The 21,193-nt window shown below is 64.4% G+C and carries 16 protein-coding genes; 11 read left to right on the top strand and 5 right to left on the bottom strand.

What is annotated here, in order from left to right:
• Positions 1–605: 605 nt before the first annotated feature.
• A complete protein-coding gene (locus ACOIX3_RS12325; protein ID WP_050629647.1) occupies positions 606–860 on the top strand; it encodes a hypothetical protein in 255 nt (84 codons plus the stop codon).
• Between the two features lie 50 nt (positions 861–910).
• Here the strand turns inward: ACOIX3_RS12325 and ACOIX3_RS12330 are convergent, their stop codons facing one another.
• From ACOIX3_RS12330 to ACOIX3_RS12340, 3 genes are all read right to left on the bottom strand, one after another.
• Positions 911–2,230: a dicarboxylate/amino acid:cation symporter gene (locus ACOIX3_RS12330; protein ID WP_176532765.1), complete on the bottom strand. Its 1,320-nt coding sequence runs from the start codon at positions 2,228–2,230 to the stop codon at positions 911–913.
• A gap of 101 nt (positions 2,231–2,331) precedes the next feature.
• Positions 2,332–3,843, bottom strand: coding sequence for a sensor histidine kinase (locus ACOIX3_RS12335; RefSeq protein WP_420970089.1), 1,512 nt, complete (start codon positions 3,841–3,843; stop codon positions 2,332–2,334).
• Between the two features lie 125 nt (positions 3,844–3,968).
• Positions 3,969–5,243 carry a serine hydrolase domain-containing protein gene (locus ACOIX3_RS12340; protein ID WP_420970090.1) on the bottom strand — a complete coding sequence of 425 codons (1,275 nt, stop codon included), beginning with the start codon at positions 5,241–5,243 and terminating at the stop codon, positions 3,969–3,971.
• Between the two features lie 148 nt (positions 5,244–5,391).
• On the opposite strand from ACOIX3_RS12340, the gene ACOIX3_RS12345 reads away from it, so the two are divergent.
• The 6 genes from ACOIX3_RS12345 (at position 5,392) to ACOIX3_RS12370 (ending at position 11,332) form a co-directional block, all read left to right on the top strand.
• Positions 5,392–6,306 carry an intradiol ring-cleavage dioxygenase gene (locus tag ACOIX3_RS12345; protein ID WP_420970091.1) on the top strand — a complete coding sequence of 305 codons (915 nt, stop codon included), beginning with the start codon at positions 5,392–5,394 and terminating at the stop codon, positions 6,304–6,306.
• A 342-nt stretch (positions 6,307–6,648) separates the two neighbouring features.
• On the top strand, positions 6,649–7,965 hold the full coding sequence (locus ACOIX3_RS12350) for a CmpA/NrtA family ABC transporter substrate-binding protein (RefSeq protein ID WP_420970092.1): 1,317 nt from the start codon (positions 6,649–6,651) through the stop codon (positions 7,963–7,965).
• A 61-nt stretch (positions 7,966–8,026) separates the two neighbouring features.
• Entirely contained in the window at positions 8,027–8,929 is a 903-nt protein-coding gene (gene ntrB / locus ACOIX3_RS12355; protein ID WP_420970093.1) for a nitrate ABC transporter permease, read from the top strand.
• A gap of 12 nt (positions 8,930–8,941) precedes the next feature.
• The gene (locus ACOIX3_RS12360; protein ID WP_420970094.1) at positions 8,942–9,736 is read left to right on the top strand and encodes an ABC transporter ATP-binding protein; all 795 of its coding nucleotides are present in this window, start codon (positions 8,942–8,944) and stop codon (positions 9,734–9,736) included.
• 79 nt (positions 9,737–9,815) lie between these two features.
• On the top strand, positions 9,816–10,241 hold the full coding sequence (locus tag ACOIX3_RS12365; protein WP_420970096.1) for a globin family protein: 426 nt from the start codon (positions 9,816–9,818) through the stop codon (positions 10,239–10,241).
• 188 nt (positions 10,242–10,429) lie between these two features.
• Entirely contained in the window at positions 10,430–11,332 is a 903-nt protein-coding gene (locus ACOIX3_RS12370) for an SMP-30/gluconolactonase/LRE family protein (RefSeq protein ID WP_420970097.1), read from the top strand.
• Here the strand turns inward: ACOIX3_RS12370 and ACOIX3_RS12375 are convergent, their stop codons facing one another.
• Positions 11,333–12,070 carry a glutamine amidotransferase gene (locus ACOIX3_RS12375; RefSeq protein ID WP_420970098.1) on the bottom strand — a complete coding sequence of 246 codons (738 nt, stop codon included), beginning with the start codon at positions 12,068–12,070 and terminating at the stop codon, positions 11,333–11,335.
• Positions 12,071–12,155: 85 nt separating this feature from the next.
• Entirely contained in the window at positions 12,156–13,241 is a 1,086-nt protein-coding gene (locus ACOIX3_RS12380) for a substrate-binding domain-containing protein (protein WP_420970099.1), read from the bottom strand.
• A gap of 117 nt (positions 13,242–13,358) precedes the next feature.
• Between ACOIX3_RS12380 and ACOIX3_RS12385 the strand changes: the two genes are divergently transcribed.
• The 4 genes from ACOIX3_RS12385 to ACOIX3_RS12400 all read left to right on the top strand — a co-directional run bounded on the left by ACOIX3_RS12385 (position 13,359) and on the right by ACOIX3_RS12400 (position 21,124).
• A complete protein-coding gene (locus ACOIX3_RS12385) occupies positions 13,359–14,840 on the top strand; it encodes an aldehyde dehydrogenase family protein (protein ID WP_420970100.1) in 1,482 nt (493 codons plus the stop codon).
• A gap of 223 nt (positions 14,841–15,063) precedes the next feature.
• Positions 15,064–15,903, top strand: a complete 840-nt coding sequence (locus ACOIX3_RS12390) for an aldo/keto reductase (protein ID WP_420970101.1) — start codon at positions 15,064–15,066, stop codon at positions 15,901–15,903.
• A gap of 195 nt (positions 15,904–16,098) precedes the next feature.
• Entirely contained in the window at positions 16,099–17,088 is a 990-nt protein-coding gene (locus tag ACOIX3_RS12395) for a DMT family transporter (RefSeq protein WP_420970102.1), read from the top strand.
• A 238-nt stretch (positions 17,089–17,326) separates the two neighbouring features.
• Entirely contained in the window at positions 17,327–21,124 is a 3,798-nt protein-coding gene (locus ACOIX3_RS12400; protein ID WP_420970103.1) for an autotransporter domain-containing protein, read from the top strand.
• The last annotated feature ends 69 nt before the right edge of the window (positions 21,125–21,193 follow it).

Consider the following 21,193-nt stretch of genomic DNA (forward strand, 5'->3'; position numbering starts at 1 on the left):
TCGAGAATCCCTGGCCCGGTCGGGTCAGGGACACGTTCATGATGTACCGCGTTAAGCTCGAGTGGATCGTCAGTTCGTCCGAACGACGAAATCCAAGAAGATCGCGGGATGGTATCCAAACGCACATGCGCATTGGAAGCACCCAAGTACCGAATCGGTCGACTACCTGTAGTCGACCGCACCAAGGTGTCTGTCGACACCCCGCCCTCTACATTTGGCAAAATATTGACCAAACCACAACTAGCGCGAGTTTGATCGACACAGATTTTGCGCGCATGCTTACTGGGCGGCAATGCACTGCGCCCGTAGTTCTACGGGCAGCCAATATTGTACGAGCGTCCTAGTATGGATGCAACCCCAGCTAGTGCATCCTGAGGTCGCGGCGACGGTCCGCGGTTGCTTGACGGAAGCGCCGCCAATGCGAAAAGTTTGACGTAAGTCCAAGTCAGGCTTTCGGAATGTTGCTGGACAATTGCCTAAAAGTTCTGAATCATCGGGAACAATTGTGCGCCTACGGAAAGCCGGCGAACTCTGGCAGGAGAGGCCAAATGAAGCGGAAGAGGGGTACACCTCGACTCTACCTCGCGGCTTCGGGAGTGGAAGATATGCCGGTCGCAAATACGGAAGAACGGTTGCTGGCGCTGCTGGCAACCTTGGAAGAATGTCAGGCATTTCTGACTGACCGGGCGAACACGGAGACGGCGCGGCTGCTGTCCCTTGCCATCCTCGAGCTTCGGATGGAGCTGCACAAGGTGACGGATTCCGAGTTGAAGGCGCTGTGCGACATGATCGCGTCGGACGAGCCGGTTCAGGAACCGGCGACCAGGCAGTTGCCGCCGTATCTGCGGCTCATCAAGTAAGTCTGCGCCCCGCGCCATGCGCGGGACGCTGCCGGTCCTTGCCGCGTGGCTCAGCCCGCGGTGACGTCGACCGCATCGGTGCCTTCGAGCACGCGCCGGGCCTTGTCCCGGTCCAGGTCACCTTCCCATGCCGCGACCACGACGGTGGCGACGCAGTTGCCGATCAGATTGCCGACCGCGCGCGCCATGCCGATGAACCAGTCAACCGAGAGCACCAGCACGAGGCCGATCGCCGGGATGCTTGGCACCGCGTTGAGCGTCGCGGCCAGGATGACGATCGCCGAGCCCGGCACGCCGTGTGCGCCCTTCGACGTGATCAGCGACACGCCGAGCACCAGCAGCAGGTCGCCGAACGACAGCGGCGTGTTGGTTGCCTGCGCGATGAAGACGACCGCCAGCGTCAGATAGATCGAGAACGCATCGAGGTTGAACGAATAGCCGGTCGGAATTACGAGGCCGACCACCGAATCCTTGACGCCGAAATGCTCCAGCTTGCGCATCACCTGCGGCAACACCGCGTCGGACGATGCGGTGGCGACCACGATCATCAGCTCCTCGCGCAGGTAGCCGAGGAACTTGAGAATGTTGATGCCGGCCAGCGCCATTACCCCGCCGAGCACGCCGAGCACGAAGATCGCGACCGAGACGTAGAACAGCGCCACCAGCGACAGCAGCTGCTTCAGCGAGCCGACGCCGTATTTGCCGACCGTGTAGGCGACGGCGCCGAGCACGCCGATCGGCGCGAAGCGCACGATCAGTCCCATGGCGCGGAACAGCACGGTCGAGACCGCGTCGATGAACGAGGTGATTTTCTCGCCCTTCTCGCCGCCGACCAGCGCCAGGCTGACGCCGAAGATGATGGCGAAGAACAGGACCTGCAGCACGTCGTTGCGCGACAGCGCGTCGAACGAGGTGGTCGGGATGATGTTGAGCAGGAAGCTGCCGATGCCTTCGCCCTTCAGCTTCTGCGCATTGCTGGCATAGTTGCCGAGCGCCTTGGCGTCCAGCGTCGAGGTATCGATGTTCATGCCGTGACCGGGCCCGAACAGATAGGCCAGGATCAAGCCGACCACGAGCGCGACCGTCGTCATCGCCTCGAAATACACCAGCGCCTTGACGCCGACGCGTCCGACCTTCTTGAGGTCGCCGGCGCCCGCGATGCCGTGCACCACCACGCAGAACACGATCGGCGCCACGATCATCGAGATCAGCTTCAGGAAGGCATCGCTGAAGATCTTCAGCCCGATCGCGAAATCGGGTGCGGCCATGCCGATGATGATGCCGAGCAACAGAGCAACGAGCACCTGCACAAACAGCGATGTGTAGAGCGGCTTGCGTGCAACTGTGGCTTCCGCTGCAATGGTCGACATGAACTCCCCCTGTTTTTGGCCGGCGTTCTTGCCGGCCGATCCCACCCCATCTTAGCAACTTGCGTGCCAAGATGTCGCAGGATTGGGAGCCATTTACCCGCTCATTCGCCGGTTTCGAGGGTGCTGGTCACCGTGTAGACGACGCCGTGGGGAAGGAAATCCACCGTGGCCTCGCCGCCGAGCTGGTCGCGGGCGCTGCGCTCGATCAGCCGGGAGCCGAAGCCGCGCTGCACCGGCGCCGTGACTTCTGGGCCGCCGGCCTCCGTCCAGATCATCCGCAGCTTCGGCCCGGGACTCTCGTCAAGGATCTCCCAGTCCAGCGTCACCGTGCCGGTGTCATTGGACAACGCGCCGTATTTGGCGGCGTTGGTCGCCATCTCGTGCAGGAGCATCGACAGCACCAGAGCAAGCCGGGGCGACAGCGGCACGCGCGGCCCGAACATCTTGACCCGCTCGGCGGTGCTGTTCAGCAGATAGGGCCGCAGCACGCGGCTGACCACGTCCTGCAGGTCGGAGCCTTGCCATTTGTCGGTCGAGAGCAAATTGTGCGCCTCTGCGAGCGCGCCGAGCCGTCCCTCGAACTTGTCGCGCTCGGCGCGGCTCGCGCTGCGGAAGGTCTGCGTGGCGATCGATTGCAGGATCGCCAGCGTGTTCTTGACGCGGTGGTTGAGCTCCTCGATCAGCAGGTCGTGCAGCATCTCGCCGCGCGCGATCGTGGTCGCCATCCGCACCGCAAAGCCGAGGCCGACCAGGAGCAGGACGCCGCCGATCACGCTGGTGATCGCGAGCGAGCGCCACAGCGGTGCTACCAGCGAATTCTCGGCGATCCCAGCGGCGACGGTCCAGCCGGTGAGGCGCGATCGGGTGAAGCCCGTGATCAGCGCCACGCCTTCGAGCGAGACGGTCGGCAGTGTCGCCTCGCTGCGGCGGAACATCTCGGCAAACAACGTCGGCGAAGCGCGCTGCCCGATGGTCGCCTGCGGATTTGGCACGCGGGCGAGGTTGACGCCGTCGCCGTCGAAGATCGAGATGGTCCAGTCCTGGTTCAGGCGCTGCCGCTCGATCATGGCCTGGAAGACCTCGATCGGCGGGCTGAACGAGATGTCGTAGAGCACTTCGCCGTCGCGGATCACCGGCACCTCGACGGTGATGATCAGTTGCTGCTTCACCTCGCCGAAGAACAGGTTGGAGTATTGCGGCTGCCGCGTCGCAAACACCTTCTCGACGATCTCGAGATTGTTGCGCGGTGGCAGGCTCGCGGTGTCCGGCGTCAGCGAGGAGAACGCCTGGCGTCCGCTGCGGTCGGCCACCAGCACGACGCCGTCCTTGCCGTATTGGTCGAGGAAGCCGGCTGCGACGCGGCGGAAATTGTCGAAGTCGCTGTTGCGCAGCGAGTTGGTCAGCGCCAGCACCTGCAGCCCGCCGGTCATGCGCTGCATTTCCGCGTCGAGCAGCAGGCGGATGCTGCGCGCCGTCTCCAGCACGCGCTGCGTGGCCGCCTGACGATCCCGCTGGTAATTGTGGAAGACGATCCCGGCCGCGAAGACGATCAGCGGCAACATCGTCCCTGCGACCAGAAGCGCGAGACGCACTGGCAATGTCAGTTTCGGCACGAAGTCCCCGGATCGGTGCCCATTTCGCTGTGAGCGTAGGGGAGGCGGAAAGATCCGCCAAAGGAAATGACTAATTATCTGAAAAATTCCGCGGCGCACACCATGCGCCGCGGAATGGCGTTGGGTCAGAGATTGCTCTCGGTGATCGCGGCGTAGACCATGGTGCGCAGCTCGCGCCGCAGCGGATAGGCGCTCGACGGCAGCACCTGGGTCATGAAGATCGTGATCAGCTCCTCGGCCGGATCGATGAAGAACGATGTCGTGGCGGCACCGCCCCAGTTGAATTCACCCGGGCTGCCGGCGATCAGGGTCTGCGCCGGGTGCATGGTGACGGCGAAGCCGAGGCCGAAGCCGATGCCGTTATAGGCGGCTTCGGCGAACATCGAGCGCGACATCGCCGGCAGGTCGACGCCGCCGGGCAGATGGTTGCTGGCCATCAGCTTCAGCGTCTTCGGGCCGAGTAGCCGGACGCCGCCGAGCTCGCCGCCGTTGAGCAGGGCGCGGCAGAAGGTCAGATAATCGGCCGCGGTCGAGCACAGCCCGCCACCGCCGGAGACCAGCGAGGGCGGCGACAGGAACGAGCTGGTGGCCGGATCGTCCTGCAGCGTCAGCGTGCCCTTGCGCTCGGCGGCGAGCGGGTTGAAGCCGCCCTGCGGGTCGGCGGAATAGCAGGCGGCAAAGCGGTGCGCCTTGTCGGCCGGCACGAAGAAATCGGTGTCGTTCATGCCGAGCGGCTTGAAGATCCGCTCCTTCAGAAACTGCTCGAACGGCATCCCTGAAATCTTGCCGACGAGATAGCCGAGCACGTCGGTGGAGACCGAGTAATTCCAGGCCTCACCCGGCGAGAACTCGAGCGGGATCTTCGCCAGGTCCTCGATCATGCCGTCGAGCGTGCCGGCCTTGATGACCTCGCCGATCTTCTTCTCGCGATAGGCCGCATCGACATTGGAGCGCTGCTGGAAGCCGTAGGTGAGACCCGAGGTGTGGCGCAGCAGGTCGACGATCAGCATCGGCCGCGTCGGCGGGCGGGTCAGGAAAGCGGGCGCGGTGCCGGCGACGAACACGCCGAGGTTCTTCCAGTCCGGAATGTATTTGGCGACCGGCTCGTCGATCGCGACCTTGCCTTCCTCGACCAGCATCATGAAGGCGACCGAGGTGATCGGCTTGGTCATCGAATAGATGCGGAAGATGGTGTCGTCCTTGACCGGCACCTTGCGCTCGAGATCGGCAAAGCCCTGGACGGTGGAATGCACGATCTTGCCGCGGCGGTAGATCAGGAGCTGGGTGCCGGGAAAGCGGCCCGAGTCGATATAGCGGTTCTTCAGATGCGCTTCGAGGCGGTTGAGGGCGGTGGTCGACATTCCCGCGGATTCGGGCGAGGCAGGCGTGGGAGCTAACATCGGGCATTTTCTCCGGCTGGCGAGGCAGCCTTGATAGCCGAAAAGTGTCCGCTGCAGCAATCGGCCACCGCTTACCGGCACCGGGCCGGTAGTGTACGGTCGGGCGCGCAATCGCGCCCTCAAGGGACACGTCAAGGGAAACGCCGAGATGACCCAGTTCAACGAAACCGAGCTCACCACAGCCGTCATCCGCAGCTTCGACCAGACGCCCGATCCGCGGGCCAAGTTCCTGCTGCAGGAACTGGTGAAGTCGCTGCACGATTATGTGCGCAAGACCGATCTCACCTTCGAGGAGTGGGACCACGCCATCGGCTTCCTGACCCGCACCGGGCAGAAGTGCACCGACATCCGCCAGGAATTCATCCTGCTGTCCGACGTGCTCGGCGTGTCGATGCTGGTCGATGCGGTCAACCACCGGGATCGCGACGGCGCGACCGAGACCACCGTGCTCGGCCCGTTCTATGTCGGCGAGCACAAGGTGACGCCGCACGGCACCGACATCTCGGCAAGCCTGCCCGGCGAGCGCATGTTCGTGCAAAGCCGCGTCACCGATCTCGACGGCAAGCCGCTGGCCAATGTGCCGGTCGATATCTGGCACGCGGACGACGACGGGTTCTATGACTCGCAGAAGCCGAGCTATGCCACCGAAGGCCCGTCCTCGCGGGCGCGCTTCGTCACCGATGCCGACGGCCGCTTCTTCTTCCGCACCATCGTGCCGTGCAGCTATCCGATCCCGACCGACGGTCCGGTCGGGCAGATGATCACGCAGACCAACCGGCATCCGATGCGACCGGCGCATGTGCACTTTCTGGTCAACGCCAAGGGCTATGAGCCGCTGATCACGCATGTGTTCGTCGAAGGCGACAAGTACATCGACTCCGACGTCGTGTTCGGCGTGAAGGACGAACTGATCGCCAAGGTCGAGCGGCGCACCGATCCTGTGATGCCCGACGGCCAGCGCTCGGATGCCCCGTGGAGCCTGATGACCTACGAATTCCATATGAAGCCCGGCGGCGGAATGGCGCCCGCGCCGCTCGGCACCAAGGTCGCCGAAGACGCCTGACACTGTCGTCCGAGTACTCTGCTCAATTCATGTGCGGCGCACAAGAATTGAGCGAATCGCATTTTTTGACGGCGCGCGGTGATCCCCGCGCGCTGCGACAAGCTGCGCAAAACATTGCAATAAAATCGATTTTTGCACTGCGGTAGCTTGGCACAAGGCTTGAATAGTCAAGCCCGACGCCATTGAAGCCGTCCCTCGAGGCCACCCCATCGGATTTCTGACGCCGCCAGACCGGGGCATCCCCGGTGCATGCCCTTTCGCGCCCTGCGCGCGTCGCCACCCGATGAACGGTGCCCGACGCAAAGACGCAACACCGTAACGCAACGACGCAAAGGACGACCGATGACCAAGCCCAGCAACAAGCCCGCAGGCCGCGCGATCAGCCGTCGCCGGCTCCTGAAGGCCACCAGCGGCGCCGCCGCGCTGCTGGCCGCAGCCAGGCTCAATTTTCCCGCTGGCGCATTCGCGCAAGGCGCGGGTCCGGAAGTGAAGGGCGCCAAGCTCGGCTTCATCGCGCTCACCGACGCCTCGCCGCTGTTCGTCGCCAAGGAGAAGGGCATCTTCGCCAAATACGGCATGCCCGATGTCGAGGTGCAGAAGCAGGCCTCGTGGGGCACCACACGCGACAATCTCGTGCTCGGCTCGGAGGGCAACGGCATCGACGGCGCGCATATCCTGACCCCGATGCCGTATCTGATCTCGGCCGGCAAGGTGACGCAGAACAATCAGCCGACGCCGATGTACATCATGGCGCGGCTCAATCTGAACGGTCAGTGCATCTCGGTCGCCAAGGAATATGCCGATCTCAAGGTCGGCGTCGACACCACGCCTTTCAAGGCGGCGCTCGAGAAGAAGAAGGCCTCGGGCAAGGCGGTGAAGGCCGCGATGACTTTCCCGGGCGGCACGCATGATCTGTGGATCCGTTACTGGCTCGCCGCCGGCGGCATCGATCCCGACAAGGACATCGAGACCATCGTGGTGCCGCCCGCGCAGATGGTGGCCAACATGAAGGTCGGCACGATGGATTGCTTCTGCGTCTGCGAGCCATGGAATCTGCAGCTCATCCATCAGGAGATCGGCTACACCGCGATCACCACCGGCGAGCTCTGGGACAAGCATCCGGAGAAATCGTTCGGCCTGCGCGCCGCCTGGGTCGACAAGAACCCGAAGGCCGCGAAGGCGCTGCTGATGGCGGTGATGGAAGCCCAGCAGTGGTGCGAGAAGGCTGAGAACCGCGAGGAGACCGCGGCGATCTGCGCCAAGCGGCAGTGGATCAACTGCCCGGTCGAGGACATCACCGACCGCATGAAGGGCAAGTTCGACTACGGCACCGGCCGGGTGGTCGAGAACTCGCCGCAGCAGATGCGATTCTGGAAGGACAACGCGTCCTACCCCTATCAGAGCCACGATCTCTGGTTCCTGACCGAGGACATCCGCTGGGGCAAGTACGAGGCGGGTTTCGACACCAAGGCGCTCATTGCCAAGGTCAACCGCGAGGATCTCTGGAAGGAAGCGGCCAAGGAGCTCGGCGTGCCGGCATCGGAGATTCCGGCCTCGACCTCGCGCGGCAAGGAAACCTTCTTCGACGGCAAGGTGTTCGATCCTGCCGATCCCTCCGCTTACCTGAAGTCGCTGTCCATCAAGCGTGTCGACGTCTGAGTTGAGCCCATAGGGCTGCACGTCGAGCGGCCCGTTCTTCGACCACGGAGATTTTCATTCAATGTCGATGCCTGCCATGAAGACCGATATGTCGGCGGTGGCGATCCCGCAGGCCACAGCCGCAGCGCCGGTCGTGACCATGACGCCGAAGCGCACGCCGCGCGCGGAGACCTACGCAAAGATGGCGAAGGAGACCGCGGCGCGCGTGGTGCCGCCGCTGATCGTGGTCGCGTTGCTGCTGGTGGTGTGGGAGCTGATCTGCCGGCGCGCCGGCTCCAGCCTGCCGCCGCCTTCAAAAGTGTTCAAGGACACCAGGGAGCTGATCCTCGATCCGTTCTTCGACAATGGCGGCATCGACAAGGGTCTGTTCTGGCATCTCTCCGCCAGCCTGCAGCGCGTCGCCTACGGCTATTCGCTGGCGGCGATCGCGGGCATCGCGCTCGGCACGCTGGTCGGCCAGTCGGTCTGGGCGATGCGCGGGCTCGATCCGCTGTTCCAGGTGCTGCGCACCATCCCGCCGCTCGCCTGGCTGCCGCTGTCGCTCGCGGCATTCCGCGACGGCCAGCCCTCGGCGATCTTCGTCATCTTCATCACCTCGGTGTGGCCGATCATCATCAACACCGCGGTCGGCATCCGCAACATCCCGCAGGACTACCGCAACGTCGCCGCCGTGGTGCAGCTCAATCCGCTGGAGTTCTTCACCAAGATCATGATCCCGGCGGCCGCGCCCTACATATTCACCGGCCTGCGCATCGGCATCGGCCTGTCCTGGCTCGCGATCGTCGCCGCGGAAATGCTGATCGGCGGCGTCGGCATCGGCTTCTTCATCTGGGATGCGTGGAATTCCTCGCACATCAGCGAGATCATCCTGGCGCTGTTCTATGTCGGCATCATCGGCTTCGTGCTCGACCGGCTCATTGCGGGCCTCGGCAAAGTCGTGACCCGCGGCACGGCTGCGAACTGAGGAGGACAAGGCATGCAGGCCTATCTGAAGCTCGACCACATCGACAAGACGTTCACTCGCGGCAGCGCCACCACCGAGGTTCTGAAAGACATCAGCCTGACGATCGAGAAGGGCGAATACGTCTCCATCATCGGCCACTCCGGCTGCGGCAAGTCGACCCTGCTCAATATCGTCGCCGGCCTCACCGGCGCCACCAATGGCGGCGTGCTCTTGGAGAACCGCGAGGTCAACGCGCCGGGGCCGGATCGCGCCGTCGTATTCCAGAACCACAGCCTGCTGCCGTGGCTGACTGTCTACGAGAACGTCAAGCTCGGCGTCGACAAGGTGTTTGCCAGGACCAAGAGCAGGGCCGAGCGGGACGCCTGGGTGATGCACAATCTGAGTCTCGTGCAGATGGCGCATGCCAAGGACAAGCGGCCGAGCGAGATCTCGGGCGGCATGAAGCAGCGCGTCGGCATCGCGCGTGCGCTCGCGATGGAGCCGAAGGTGCTGCTGCTCGACGAGCCGTTCGGCGCGCTCGACGCGCTGACCCGGGCGCATCTGCAGGATTCCGTGATGGCGCTGCACCAGAAACTCGGCAACACCATCCTGATGATCACCCACGACGTCGACGAGGCCGTGCTGCTGTCGGACCGCATCGTCATGATGACCAACGGCCCGAGCGCGCGGATCGGCGAGGTGCTCGAGGTGCCGCTGGCGCGTCCGCGCAAGCGGCTCGAGCTCGCGACCAACCCCGGCTACCTGAAGTGCCGGCAGCGCGTGCTCGAATTCCTCTATGAGCGCCACAGCTTCGTCGAGGCGGCATGAGCAGCGCCTCGCTCACGTGAGAGCCTTTTCTGTCTCGCCGCAATGGCGCGGCGAGGAAGCAGCGTGCACGGAGGCACACATGACGGAAGACCAGGTCAAGCTCGTCCAGGAGACCTTCGCCAAGGTTGCGCCGATCTCGGAGCAGGCGGCGATCATCTTCTATGACCGCCTGTTCGAGGTCGCGCCCGGTGTGAAGGCGATGTTTCCCTCTGATATGACCGAGCAGCGCAAGAAGCTGATGGGAACGCTTGCCGTCGTTGTCAACGGACTGAGCAACCTGCCGTCAGTGCTTCCGGCCGCGAGTGCGCTCGCCAAGCGCCATGTCGGCTATGGCGCAAGGCCCGAGCATTATCCGGTGGTCGGCGGCGCATTGCTCTGGACCTTGGAGAAGGGCCTCGGCGAAGCCTGGACGCCTGACGTCGCCGCCGCATGGACCGCGGCCTACGGCACGCTGTCCGGCTACATGATTTCGGAAGCCTATGGCAGTGCGCAGGCGGCGGAGTAGGGGGGTCGTCGGCGCTTGCCGCGGAACATCGGTTTCGCTGCGAGCGGAAGCTCTGTCCACGTCATTGCGAGCGTAGCGAAGCAATCCATACCTCCGCTTGCCGAGAGATGGATTGCTTCGCTTCACTCGCAATGACGAAAGGATCGATCTATGGTCCCACCCGTTCCGCCAACGGGTGAACCAAAAAAATGATGTTCCTGGAAACGCCGCCGAAACTTATCCCGACCGAGGTCTTCTCCGCCGTGCCGGCTGAATTCCGCCGCAAGGTGCCGAGCGAATGGGCCGACGCCAACCGGCCGGGCGCGGTGACCGACTGCTTCATCGAGGGACCGTCGTTCGATGCCGATGGCAATCTCTACATCGTGGACATTCCGTTCGGCCGCATCTTCAGGATTGCTCCGGACAAGTCATGGACGCAGGTCGCCGAATATGACGGCTGGCCGAACGGGCTGAAGATCGATCCGATGGGCCGCATCCTGATCGCCGACTACCGGCACGGGCTGATGGAGCTCGATGCCAAATCGGGCGAGGTCACGCCGCTGCTGCGCTCGCGCAATTCGGAATCGTTCCGCGGCTGCAACGACCTGCACATCGCCACGAACGGCGACATCTATTTCACCGACCAGGGCCAGACCGGGCTGCAAGATCCGACCGGCCGGGTCTATCGCTTGAAAGCCAGCGGGCAGCTCGACTGCCTGATCGACACCGGCATCAGCCCAAACGGCTTGGTGCTCGATCCGCACGAGGCGGTGCTGTTCGTCGCCATGACACGCGACAATGCGGTGTGGCGCGCGCCGTTCATGAAGGACGGCAGCGTGTCCAAGGTCGGCCGTTTCTGCTCGCTGTTCGGCCCGAGCGGACCCGACGGCATGACGATGGACGGGGCGGGGCGGCTGTTCGTCGCGCACGCCTCGCTCGGCCACGTCTTCGTGTTCGCGCCGAACGGCGAGTGCATCGCGCGGATCAAGTCCTGCGCCGGACCAAGCTGCACCAATGTCGCGATCGGCGGCGCCAATCGCGACCGGCTCTACATCACGGAATCGGTGACGGGCTCGGTGCTGGTCGCCGATATCAGCGGGCTCGACGGATAGTCACGCGCCTGCGCTGGAGCGAAGCACGCTGTCGCCTGGTGCGATGGACAACAGCCAGTCGCCGAACACCTGCTCGGCTTGCGCGGCGACCGGCCTCGCCAGCGCCCGCGTCGTCGCGCGCAGTTCTGATATCGAGACTTTCGCCGCCGACAGTTCGACGGCGTGGCCGACATACCATTCCTCGAGCTGCCGCGGATCGGCCTCGAGGTGGAATTGCAGCGCGAGTGCGTTGCGGCCGTAAGCGAAGGCCTGGTTCTCGTAATTGGCATTCGAGGCCAGCCGCACGGCATCCTTGGGCAGCTCGAAGGTGTCGCCGTGCCAGTGCAGCACTTTTGTCTGCAGATTGCGCAGGCAGGATGCCTTGCCGTCCGGCGTCAGCTCGACCGGGCCCCAGCCGATTTCCTTGACCTTGCCCGGGAACACGCGGCCGCCGAGCGCCTGCGCCATCAATTGCGCGCCGAGGCAGATGCCGAGCGTCGGGAGTCCGCGGCGGAGCCGGTGTTCCAAGAGCGCAAGCTCGGTCGAGAGGAACGGATAGGTGTCGGTCTCGTAGACCCCGATCGGGCCGCCCAGCACGATCAAGAGGTCCGCGTCGCTGACCGCGCGATCGGAGAGGTCGTCGACCGGCGCATCGCAGAACGACACGCTCCAGCCCGCACGCTCCATGATCGGGGCCAGCAGCCCGAGGTCCTCGAACGCCACATGGCGGATGGCAATGGCGGAGCGGGGTGGTCGCATCGGCAACGTCCAGTGTTTTCGCTATATAATCGTGAATATAGCGCGGCGGATCGCGACGAGTCCAGCCGCCACGGCGCGCGGCAGATCAGCGGTCCGAATGCATCTTCTCGAGAAAATCCTTCACGCCGCTGACGGCGCCGGTATTCGAGGCGACATAGCCGGGGAGCGCGCCCACGGCCTTGTGAAACTCGCTGCTCTTCATGATGTCGAGCACGCGCTGCATCGGCTCGGTCTCGATGAACGCGCGCTTGCAGACGAAGAAATAGTCCTCCGTGAGAAGGCGGATGAAATCGAGGCCGAACTGCCGTGCGGCGGCCTCGACGCCGAAACTCGCATCCGCCATGCCGCTTGCGACATAGGCGGCGACCGCGGCATGGGTGAACTCCATGTGCTGGGCGCCATTGATCCGGCTTTGCGGGATCTTGTGCAGCGTCAACAATTGATCGAACAGCAGCCGCGTGCCCGAATCATGGTCGCGGTTGACGAAGCGGGCCTTGCGCTCGACCAGGTCCTTCAGCGACGTGATCTTCAGCGGGTTGCCGCGCTTGACCATCAGGCCCATCTCGCGCGTGACGAAGTTGATCACGCGGTCCTCACGCGGGTCGAGCCATTCCCGGCAGGCCTTGATGCCCCGCGCGCGCAGTTCGCCGTGCGGCAGATGCACGCCGGAGAGATCGCAGGCCCCCTGCGCCAGCGAGACCAGCGAGTTCTGGTTGCTGACGTAACGGAGATCGACGCCCACGCCGCCTTCGCGATCGAGGAACTCGCGCAGCTTGGACACCGCAAAGCCGTGGCTGGCATGAACCCGGATCACCTGCGGCCGCTGCGCGAGGAACGGCTTGATCTCGGTCACCAGTTCCTGCGCGAGGTTCTCGAGCTGTAATCCGAGCCGCGCCTGCATGCGCTCGCCGGCCCACACCAGCTTCTCGCCGAACGGCGTCAGCTTCGAGCCCTTGCCGCGCTGGGTCTCCACCAGCGGCACGCCGAAGAACTCGGACCATTGCTCGATCAGATTCCAGACATGGCGATAGGATAGCTGCGCATCGCGGGCGGCGCTGGTGATCTTTCCGGTCTTCCTGATCTCGTTGAGGATGCCGAGCATCACGACCGCGGTCTGCGGCGAGTTTTCTTTCCGGAAGCGCCAGACGGTCTCGATCTCGATCTGCAGCATCGTGGTCACAACCTATGAAGTTGACTTCATATCTTGGTATACCAATAGGCACAAGATATCATATTTACTGAGGATCAAAGCCTCCTACGTTGAGTCACAACATCAGGAGGAAATATGATGTCGGTTGCATATGACTATGAACGCGACGCGCGCGCCCCGACCGTTCGGGACGAATTGCTGCTGATCGACGGCGCCCGCGTCCGTTCGCTGTCAGGAAAAACCTTCAAATCGCTCAATCCCGCCACCGAGCAGGTGGTCGCGACCGTCGCCGAAGGCAATGAGGCTGACGTCGACCGCGCGGTCACCGCCGCCCGCCGCGCCTTCGAAGGCCCGTGGCGCACCATGCGCGCCGCCGAGCGCGGTCATATCCTGCTGAAATGGGCCGAGCTGCTCAAGCAGCACGCCGACGAAATCGCAGCCCTCGAAAGCCTCGATGCCGGCAAGCCGATCGCGGCGGTGCTGCGCCAGGATTTTCCCGCCGCCATCGATACGCTGACCTATTACGCCGGCTGGGCCGACAAGATCAGCGGCGACGTCGTCTCGACGCGCGACGACGCGCTGACCTACACCGTGCGTGAGCCGGTCGGCGTGGTCGCCGCGATCGTGCCGTGGAATTTCCCGCTGATGATCGGCATGTGGAAGCTCGCACCCGCACTGGCCTGCGGCTGCACGGTCGTGATGAAGCCGGCCGAGCTGACCTCGCTGTCGGCGCTGCGGATCGGCGAACTCGCGCTCGAGGCCGGGCTGCCGAAGGGCGTGCTCAACATCGTGACTGGGCCCGGCCGCGTCGTCGGCGACGCGCTGGTCAATCACCCCGATGTCGACAAGGTGACGTTCACCGGCTCGCCCGGCGTCGGCCGCGGCATCATGAAGGGCGCCGCCGGCAACTTCAAACGGGTCTCGCTCGAGCTCGGCGGCAAGTCGGCCAATGTGATCTTCGACGACGCCAATCTCGAGGCCGCCGCCAAGGCTGCCGCCGCCGGCATCTTCTTCAATGCCGGACAGGTCTGCTCGGCCGGCTCGCGCGTGCTGGTGCAGGAGAACGCCTATGACGAGGTGGTCGAGCGGCTGGTCGCCCGCGCAGAAAGCCTGCGTATCGGCGATCCCGCGGATCGCGCGACCGTGCTCGGACCTGTCATCTCCGAGAAGCAGATGCGCTCGATCCTCGACTATGTCGCAATCGGCAAGAATGAAGGCGCGCAGCTCGCCACCGGCGGCGCACGTGTCGGCGACCGCGGCTATTTCATCAGCCCCGCGGTGTTCGCCAATGTCGCGCACGAGATGCGGATCTCGCAAGAGGAGATCTTCGGTCCCGTCGTCAGCGTGATCAAGTTCAAGGACGAGGCCGATGCGCTGCGCATCGCCAACGGCACCGCCTACAGCCTCGCCGCCGGTGTCTGGAGCGCGGATATGGGCCGCGTGCAGCGCTTCGCCAAGAAGGCCCGCGCCGGCACGGTGTGGATCAACACCTATGGCTACACCGATGTGCGGTTGCCGTGGGGCGGCGAGCGCGACTCCGGCCTCGGCCGCGAGCACGGCACCGCCGCGCTCGACAACTTCACGGAGCCGAAGGCGGTGTGGATGAATCTCAACGTGTGAATTGTTGGCACGAGTGAGCACCACAAAACAGATGTCGTCCCGGGCTTGACCCGGGACCCATAACCACAAGTTTTTGAATTGCAGAACGCTGTGGCCACAGCGTTCTCGACAACAGCATTCAGTGGCTATGGGTCCCTGCTTTCGCAGGGACGACGGTGGGGAGACATCGTTGCCTTATTCGACTATCCTTCGCGTGTGGCTTTAGCGCGAACAAGGGCAACCCGTGCAGACAAGAAAATTCGGCAACAACGGCCCGCAGGTCTCGGTGATCGGGCAGGGCACCTGGTATCTCGATCGCGGTGACCGCAAGGCGGCGATTGCTGCGCTGAAGCGCGGGATCGACGCCGGCATGACGCATATCGACACGGCGGAGATGTATGGCGACGCCGAGCTCGTGATCGCGGACGCGATCACCGGCCACCGCGACGAGCTGTTCCTGGTCTCGAAGGTCTTGCCGAGCAACGCCTCGCGGCGCGGCACCATCACCGCCTGCGAGCGCTCGCTGAAGCGGCTGAAGACCGATCGCCTCGATTGCTATCTGCTGCACTGGCGCGGGACCTATCCGCTTGCCGAGACGGTCGCGGCGTTCGACGAATTGATCGCGGCCGGCAAGATCCGCTCCTGGGGCGTCAGCAATTTCGACGCAGACGATCTCGATGAACTGCTCGATGTCGCGGGCGAGGGCAAGATCGCCTGCAACCAGGTGCTCTACCATCTGCGCGAGCGCGCCATCGAGCACGCGGTGATCCCGTGGTGCGAGCGGCATGGCGTGGCCGTGGTCGCCTACTCGCCGTTCGGCCACAATGACTTTCCCGCACTATCGGGCAAATCCGGAGCGGTGCTGCAATCGATCGCGCAGGCGCACCAGGCGACGCCACGCCAGGTCGCGCTGAGCTTTCTCACGCGGCTGCCGTCGGTGCTCGCGATCCCGAAGGCGTCGAACGCGGACCACGCCGCGGAGAATGCCGCGGCGGGAGCGCTCAAGCTCAGCGGCGACGAAATCGCCGCGCTCGACGCGGCGTTCCCGCGCGGACCGAAGCCGCGCTCGCTGCCGATGCTCTAATTCGCGGGATTCACAAGAGGCTCCGCTCCACACAGTTCTTAACAAACTGTTGCAGTTGCGGCCGCGCACCGGGCTGCGGCGGGCGGTCGCGCGCGCTGGTGCATATCGGAGTCCCGTTTTCGGGCATTGTTCTTGCGGCGGAATTGGCGTTTTGTACGAACAGCAGATTCCCCTTATTTCGCCTTCGAGATTGCCGTGACACCGCCCCCCGCCGTAGCCGCCAGGCTGGACAGCGTTCCTCTTTCATTGCCCGCGAAGACGTCTGTTGCACGCAAGGCGCCGGCCCGCACCGACAGTCCGTTCAAGGGCATTGCGCTGATCCTGCTGTCGACGGTGTTTTTGGGCACCTCCGACGTCACCGCGAAATATCTGTCGTCCTCGCTGCCTTCGATCGAGATCGCCTGGATCCGCTTCCTGGTGTTCGCGCTGATCATGATGCCGGCGATGCTGCCGGGCGCGCCGCTGTTCGCACTGCGCAGCAGCCGTCCCGGCCTGCATGTGCTGCGCGGCGCTGCGCTGCTCGGCTCCTCGCTGATCTTCATCACGGGGCTGGGCTTCCTGCCGATCGCCGAGGCTTCGGCCACCAGTTTCGTCTCGCCGCTGTTCGTCACCGCGCTGTCGATCGCGTTTCTTGGCGAGAAGGTCGGCATGCGGCGCTGGATCGCAACCGCGGTTGGCCTCGCCGGTGTGTTCATCATCCTGCGGCCTGGCACCAGTGCCTTCCATCCCGCGGCGGTCTTCCCGATCGTCTCGGCGCTGGCGTGGGCCGCCACGCTGATCCTGACGCGCATGATGAGCGGCAGCGAACGTCCGATCACGGTGATGACCTATTCGTCCATTGTCGGCGTCGCCATTGTCAGCGCGCTGGTGCCGTTCGTCTGGGTCACGCCGAGCTGGCACGACATCATGTTCGGCATCCTGATCGGCGTTGCATCCACCGTCGGACAGTGGATCGTGGTGCTGGCGTTCCGCTACGGCGATGCCTCGGTTCTGGCGCCGTTCTCCTATACGCAGCTGCTGTGGGTCAGCATCCTCGGCTTCCTGATCTTCGGCGAAGTGCCTGACCGTTGGACCATCCTCGGCGCCGGCTTCATCGTCGCCTCCGGCCTCTACACCGCGCATCGCGAACGCATCCGCCGCTCGCAGTTGCTCGACGTGGTCAGCGAGCCGTCGCCGAACGCCTGACCGCGGTACGCAAATCGTGCGCTGGTTGCGAATCCAGCCTCCGCTAGCGTTGCGGGTGTACAACAGTCCGGCCGAAACTTCGATCTCCGGAAGGCCGAATCGAACGATTCGGAAACAAACGACAATCTCGCAATTGGCCGCATGCTAACCTGATCCCAACAGCGCCGGAGAGCGCTTGGGGGCGGTGCACGTGCATTTTGGTTTGTTCTTTTTCTCGTTTGGTCGGTCGTCTCGCGGCGTGACGGCCTTGGCGGCCTGTGTCTCGGTGGCCGTGAGCCTGTTCGCCGTCAACTCGGCGCAGGCCCAGAGCTTCACGTGGGGTGGCAGCGGCAGCACGACCAGCACAGCCGACTACCAACTCCCGACCAACTGGTCGACGACGTCGCCCGGTGCGCCGCCGATCCTCCCGACCCAATCCGCCATTTTCGATTCGACGGGATCGGCGACGGTCACCATCGCTGGCGGTCCGATGCTGCCGGACTCCTGGACCTTCACCGCCAATTCGCAGTCGTACACGATCGGCGGCAATCCGGTTAACTTCGCTCTGACGGGGCCGAGCGGTGGCCTGATCAACCGGGCCAACAACGGCCAGACCATCACCATCAGCGCCAACATCAACGGCTCTGCGCCGGGGGTGATGGTGCAGCAGCTCGGCAACAGCACATTGGTGCTTGCGGGCACCAACGGCTACACCGGCGGCACGCTGATCTCGGCCGGTACGGTGCAGGTGACCAACGCCAATTCGGTCGGCACCGGTACCATCACGCTCAACGGCGGCACCTTCCAGATGCAGTCGCCGACGGTCTCGAGCGTTGCCTTCTCCAACAACATCGCGGTCAACGCGGCCGGCGGCACGGTCGATGCGAACGGCGCCCAGGTCAATCTTCAGGGCGTGATCGCCGATGGTGCAGGCGCAGGCGTTCTGCGCCTGATGGACTCGTCCGCGTCCGGCGTCTCCAATGTCCAGCTCTCCGGCGCCAACACCTACACGGGCGGCACGCTGGTGGTCGACACGACCGTTCTCGTCACCAACAACAAGTCGGTCGGGTCAGGCACGGTCACGCTGGACAACGCGGCATTCCAAGCCGATGGCCTCAGTCACCTGACCTTCAGCAATAATTTCAGGATCAACACGTCTGCCACCGGCAGTGCGATCGACGCCAACGGCGTGACGCTCACGATCGCCGGCAACATCGCTGACGGCAACGGTCCCGGCAAGCTGACGGTGCTGGACGCTTCAGGCGGCCTCGGTCGCGTGATGTTGCTCGGCACCAACACCTATACCGGCGGCACCACGATCTGCGATTGTGCGACGTTGCAACTCGGCGACGCCGGCCACACCGCCTCGATCGTCGGCCAGGTCAACGTCGACGGCAAGTTCGACATCGTCAATGCCGACACGTTGGGCATCACGAAAATCGTCAACGACGGCTTCAACGGGGTCGCCACCACGACGTTCCACAATTCCACGACGGCGTCGACGGCGATCATCGTCAACGAGAATTTCGGCATCACGCAGTTTCGTGACAGCAGCACCGCCGGCAATGCCTCCGTGAGCAACAGCAACGGCGCGCTCACGATCTTCCGGGACGCCAGCTCGGCCGGCAATGCCACGTTCAACAACAGCAATGGCGGCAACGTGGTGTTCGGCGACGCGCTCGGTCCTCCCGGCGGCTCGGACACCAGCACCGCCGGCAAGGCCGTGTTCAACAACCATGACGGCGGCGGCGTCGTGTTCCTCGGCCACACCAATGCGGGTCAGGCTACCATCATCAACGGCTCCAACGGAGGCTCGACGCAGTTCTTCGAGTTCTCGTCGGCCGCGTCGGCGACGATTATCACAAGCGCGACCGGCTTCACCGGCTTCTTCCAGAACAGCACCGCGGCGAACGCAACGATCGACAACAGCGGCAACACCTATTTCGGCACGTCGGGCTTCAGCACGACCGAGGCACCGACCGCAGGCAACGCGACGATCACCAACCGTTCCGGCGGCTTCCTGATGTTCGGTGCATATGCCACCGCCGGAAACGCCACCATCACCACCGAGAGCGGTGCGAACGTCAAGTTCTTCGACAACGCGACCGGCGGCACGGCGCAATTCATCACCAACGGCACCGGCTTTGTGGATTTCGGCGGCAGCCTTGGGCCGGGCGGCGACGGCCGCATCACGGCAGGCTCGATCGCGGGCTCAGGTATCTACTATATCGGTGCCGGCAACACGCTCACGGTCGGCGGCAACAACCTCTCGACTAATGTCAGCGGCGTGATCGCCGATTTCGATCCCTGCGGTTGCGGCCCCACCGGGCCCGGCAATCTGGAAAAGACCGGTAGCGGCACGCTGACTCTCTCGGGCGTCAACACCTATACCGGCACCACTGTTGTCAATGGCGGCATCTTGCAGGTCGACGGCTCGATCGTATCGTCGAGCTCGGTGACGGTGAATTCGGGCGGCGCGCTTTCCGGTATCGGCACCGTCGGCAACACGACGATCGCAAGCGGCGGTATCCTGCTGCCCGGCAACGCGACGCCCGGCAGCTTCCTGAACGTCGCAGGCAATCTCGCATTCCAGTCCGGTGCGCTCTATCTCGTCGGGCTCAATGCGAGCGCCTCGACATCAGCCAAGGTGACCGGTGCGGCGACGCTTGCCGGGTCGGTCGGTGTCAGCGTCGCTGCCGGCAGCACGGTGATGAAGCAATACACCATTCTGTCGGCGGACGGCGGCCGCAACGGCGCGTTCGCCGGCGTCGATTCAACCGGGTTGCCGTCGGGGCTGATCGCGACGCTCGGCTACGACGCCAGGAATACCTACCTCAACTTCGCGCTCGACTATGCCGCGAAGTCGAAGCTCAATATCAACCAGGGCAATGTCGCCACCACGCTGCAGAACTTCTTCAATGCCAATGGCGGCATCAGCGCGGCGTTCGCGGGATTGTCGCCGAACGGCCTGACGCAGGCCTCCGGCGAGGGCGCGACCGGATCGCAGCAGGCGACGTTCAACGCGATGAACCAGTTCCTCGGTCTACTGACTGATCCCTTTGTCGCCGGACGCGATGGCGGCTTTGGTGGTGGCGCGGGCGCCATACCATTTGCCGAGGAGAGCGCGTCGCTGGCCTATGCGGCGCGCAAGACCGAGCCGCGCGATGCGCTGGCCGCGATCTACACCAAGGCGCCGGCGCCGCCGCCCGATTTCGCGCAGCGCTGGAGCATCTGGGCGGCAGGTTACGGCGGCTCGCAGACCACCAGCGGCAACGCGGTGCTGGGCGCGAACAACACGAGCAGCAGCCTCTATGGCACCGCGGTCGGCGCCGATTACCGCTTCTCGCCGAACACCATTGCGGGCTTTGCGCTCGCCGGCGGCGCCACCAGTTTCAGCGTCAACGGTCTCGGCTGGGGCCGCTCGGACCTGTTCCAGGCCGGCGCGTTCGTCCGTCACACCGTCGGTGCGGCGTACCTGAGCGCAGCGCTCGCCTATGGCTGGCAGGATATCACCACCGACCGCATCGTCACCGCCGCAGGCGTCGATCATCTGCGTGCAAACTTCAATGCCAATGCGTGGTCGGGCCGGCTCGAGGGCGGCTATCGCACTGCCACGCCGTGGATCGGGCTGACGCCTTATGCGGCGGCCCAGTTCACCAGCTTCGAGTTGCCGAACTATGCGGAGAGCGTGGTTTCCGGCGGCGGCGCCCTCGCGCTCAATTATGCGGCAAAGAGCGTCACCGACGTCAGGAGCGAGCTAGGCCTGCGTTCCGACAAGTCGTTCGCGGTCGATGGCGGCATCGTGACGCTGCGCGGCCGCGTCGCCTGGGCGCATGACTTCAATCCGAACCGCAGCGCGGCGGCCGTGTTCCAGACGCTGCCGGGTGCGGCCTTCGTGGTCAACGGTGCAGCGCAAGCCAGCGAGTCCGCGCTGACGACGGCCTCGGCGGAGATCAAGTGGCGCAACGGCTGGTCGGCGGCTGCGACCTTCGAGGGTGAATTCTCCAACGTCAGCCAGTCCTACGCCGGCAAGGGCGTTATGCGCTATACGTGGTGACCCTCCGTGCTATAGCCTCCCGCAGCGAAAGCCTGTCCCGGACTTGATCCGCGACAGTGTATTTCGCGG

The sequence above is a fragment of the Bradyrhizobium sp. B120 genome (genome assembly GCF_049075665.1).
Lineage (GTDB): Bacteria > Pseudomonadota > Alphaproteobacteria > Rhizobiales > Xanthobacteraceae > Bradyrhizobium.

Excerpts from the sequence above, each read along its gene's own strand:
- ACOIX3_RS12325 (WP_050629647.1), top strand. The coding sequence starts at position 606 with ATGCCGGTCGCAAATACGGAAGAACGGTTGCTGGCGCTGCTGGCAACC.
- ACOIX3_RS12330 (WP_176532765.1), bottom strand. The coding sequence starts at position 2,230 with ATGTCGACCATTGCAGCGGAAGCCACAGTTGCACGCAAGCCGCTCTAC.
- ACOIX3_RS12340 (WP_420970090.1), bottom strand. The coding sequence starts at position 5,243 with ATGTTAGCTCCCACGCCTGCCTCGCCCGAATCCGCGGGAATGTCGACC.
- ACOIX3_RS12345 (WP_420970091.1), top strand. The coding sequence starts at position 5,392 with ATGACCCAGTTCAACGAAACCGAGCTCACCACAGCCGTCATCCGCAGC.
- ACOIX3_RS12350 (WP_420970092.1), top strand. The coding sequence starts at position 6,649 with ATGACCAAGCCCAGCAACAAGCCCGCAGGCCGCGCGATCAGCCGTCGC.
- ntrB (WP_420970093.1), top strand. The coding sequence starts at position 8,027 with ATGTCGATGCCTGCCATGAAGACCGATATGTCGGCGGTGGCGATCCCG.
- ACOIX3_RS12360 (WP_420970094.1), top strand. The coding sequence starts at position 8,942 with ATGCAGGCCTATCTGAAGCTCGACCACATCGACAAGACGTTCACTCGC.
- ACOIX3_RS12365 (WP_420970096.1), top strand. The coding sequence starts at position 9,816 with ATGACGGAAGACCAGGTCAAGCTCGTCCAGGAGACCTTCGCCAAGGTT.
- ACOIX3_RS12370 (WP_420970097.1), top strand. The coding sequence starts at position 10,430 with ATGATGTTCCTGGAAACGCCGCCGAAACTTATCCCGACCGAGGTCTTC.
- ACOIX3_RS12375 (WP_420970098.1), bottom strand. The coding sequence starts at position 12,070 with ATGCGACCACCCCGCTCCGCCATTGCCATCCGCCATGTGGCGTTCGAG.
- ACOIX3_RS12380 (WP_420970099.1), bottom strand. The coding sequence starts at position 13,241 with ATGCTGCAGATCGAGATCGAGACCGTCTGGCGCTTCCGGAAAGAAAAC.
- ACOIX3_RS12385 (WP_420970100.1), top strand. The coding sequence starts at position 13,359 with ATGTCGGTTGCATATGACTATGAACGCGACGCGCGCGCCCCGACCGTT.